2 protein-coding genes are annotated in these 1,988 nt (G+C 63.3%); both read left to right on the top strand.

The features are described from left to right. Window positions 1–105 precede the first annotated feature (105 nt). On the top strand, window positions 106–1,086 hold the full coding sequence (gene pdxA / locus B7G66_RS14465) for a 4-hydroxythreonine-4-phosphate dehydrogenase PdxA (RefSeq protein ID WP_003616962.1): 981 nt from the start codon (window positions 106–108) through the stop codon (window positions 1,084–1,086). Then, window positions 1,083–1,871 carry a pyridoxine 5'-phosphate synthase gene (locus B7G66_RS14460; protein ID WP_003616964.1) on the top strand — a complete coding sequence of 263 codons (789 nt, stop codon included), beginning with the start codon at window positions 1,083–1,085 and terminating at the stop codon, window positions 1,869–1,871. Before pdxA ends, B7G66_RS14460 begins: the two co-directional genes overlap by 4 nt. The last annotated feature ends 117 nt before the right edge of the window (window positions 1,872–1,988 follow it).

Genomic DNA, 1,988 nt, shown 5'->3' with positions numbered 1-1,988 from the left:
CGTCTTCTGAAGCTTTTTAGAAAAAGCTTCACCAAAAATCTTTAGAATTTCAGTATGTTATCGAGGCTGACTTTTCAAACAGTCTCTTAGGGAAAGGCAAGGCCGATGTCCGACATGCTGGCCCTGACGATGGGCGACCCGGCGGGGATCGGCCCCGAAATTACCGTGGGCGCGTGGCAGGCGCTGCACCGGCATGGCCCGGCCTTTGTCGTGATCGGTGATCCCGCCATCCTGGCACGTGCGGGGGGGGCGGTGTGCGAGGTGGCCGATGTCGCGGCGGCGCGGGCGGCGTTTGCCGATGCGATTCCCGTCCTGCCGCTGCCGCTTGGCGCCCCGGTGGCGCCGGGCCATCCCGACAGCGCCAATGCCGATGCCATTACCAGCAGCATCGCCCATGCCGTGCGCATGGCGCGCGGGGGGGAGGTCGCGGGGGTCGTCACCAATCCCATCAGCAAGGTCGTGCTGCGTCGGGCGGGTTTTCCCCATCCCGGCCATACCGAATATCTGGGCGAACTGTGCGGCACGCCAGGGCGGGAGGTCATGATGCTGGCCTGTCCGTACCTGCGGGTGGTGCCGGTGACGGTCCATGTCGCCCTGCGTCAGGCGATCGCCGAACTGGGCACGCATGATATTATCCGCACCACGCGCACCACGCATGCCGCCCTGCGCCGGGATTTCGGGATTGATGCGCCACGTATCGCAATCGCCGGCCTGAACCCCCATGCGGGCGAAGGCGGTACGATGGGCACGGAAGAACGCGACATCATCATTCCCGCAATCGAGGCCCTGCGCGCGCAGGGTATGGACATTACTGGCCCGTGGCCGCCCGATACGATGTTCACGCCCACGGCGCGCGCGCGTTATGACGTGGCGATGTGCATGTACCATGATCAGGGGCTGATCCCGCTCAAGACACTGGACATGGCGCAGGGGGTGAATGTCACGCTGGGCCTGCCGATCATCCGCACATCCCCCGACCATGGTACGGCCTTCGATATTGCGGGACAGGGCATCGCCGATCCATCGAGCCTGGTGGCGGCGATGCGCATGGCCGCCGAAATGGCAGTACACAGGAACATGTCATGACCTCTTTTTCCCATTCCCCACAGCGTCTGGGTGTAAATATTGATCATGTCGCCACCGTGCGGAATGCGCGCGGCGGCATCGATCCGGACCCCGTGCGTGCCGCCCTGCTGGCGCAGGCGGCGGGCGCGGACGGTATTACGGCCCACCTGCGTGAGGATCGGCGTCATATCCGTGATCGTGATCTGGCGCGCCTGCGCGCGGAACTGGCGATCCCGTTGAACATGGAAATGGCCGCGACGGCGGAAATGGTTGCAATCGCGACCACCCTGCGCCCGCATGCCTGCTGCCTTGTCCCCGAACGGCGGGAAGAGGTGACGACCGAAGGGGGCCTTGACGTCGCGGGGCAGGAAACGGCGCTGTCCGCGCAGGTCGCGCGCCTGCGTGATGCGGGGATACGCGTGTCACTGTTCATTGACCCCGATGCGGAACAGATCGCGGCCGCCGCCCGGGTTGGCGCGGCGGTGGTGGAACTGCATACCGGGGCCTATGCCGGAACGGGGGGCGGGGATGACGATGCGCAGGTCCGTGAACTGGCACGGATTGCACGTGGGGCGACGCTTGCGGCATCAATGGGGTTGGAGGTCCATGCGGGACATGGGCTGAATTACGACAATGTCGCCCCGATTGCCGCGCGACCGGAAATCGTCGAACTCAATATTGGCCATTTCCTGATCGGGCAGGCGATTTTCGATGGCCTGCCCGTTGTCATCCGCCACATGAAGGGACTGATGGCCCATGCCCGCACCAGATCGGCGCAGGACGGGGCCGCATCCCAGGAGGGATGAGGGATAAAAGTTTCTCGTGCAGCTTTTTCATCAGAGATTGTTTGAAAACAAATCATTGAGAAAAAACAGGAAAAGTTTCTGGGTGCCGCCTTTTTTCAAAAAGGCGGCCTCTTCTGA

This window comes from Novacetimonas hansenii JCM 7643 (assembly GCF_000964405.1).
In the GTDB taxonomy this organism is placed as follows: Bacteria; Pseudomonadota; Alphaproteobacteria; order Acetobacterales; family Acetobacteraceae; genus Novacetimonas; species Novacetimonas hansenii.
The sequence above is the reverse complement of the archived record's forward strand: the minus strand, read 5'-3'. Positions and strand labels throughout refer to the sequence as shown.

Bases quoted from the DNA above. Each gene is read 5' to 3' on its own strand.
- pdxA (WP_003616962.1), top strand. From the start codon at position 106: ATGTCCGACATGCTGGCCCTGACGATGGGCGACCCGGCGGGGATCGGC.
- B7G66_RS14460 (WP_003616964.1), top strand. From the start codon at position 1,083: ATGACCTCTTTTTCCCATTCCCCACAGCGTCTGGGTGTAAATATTGAT.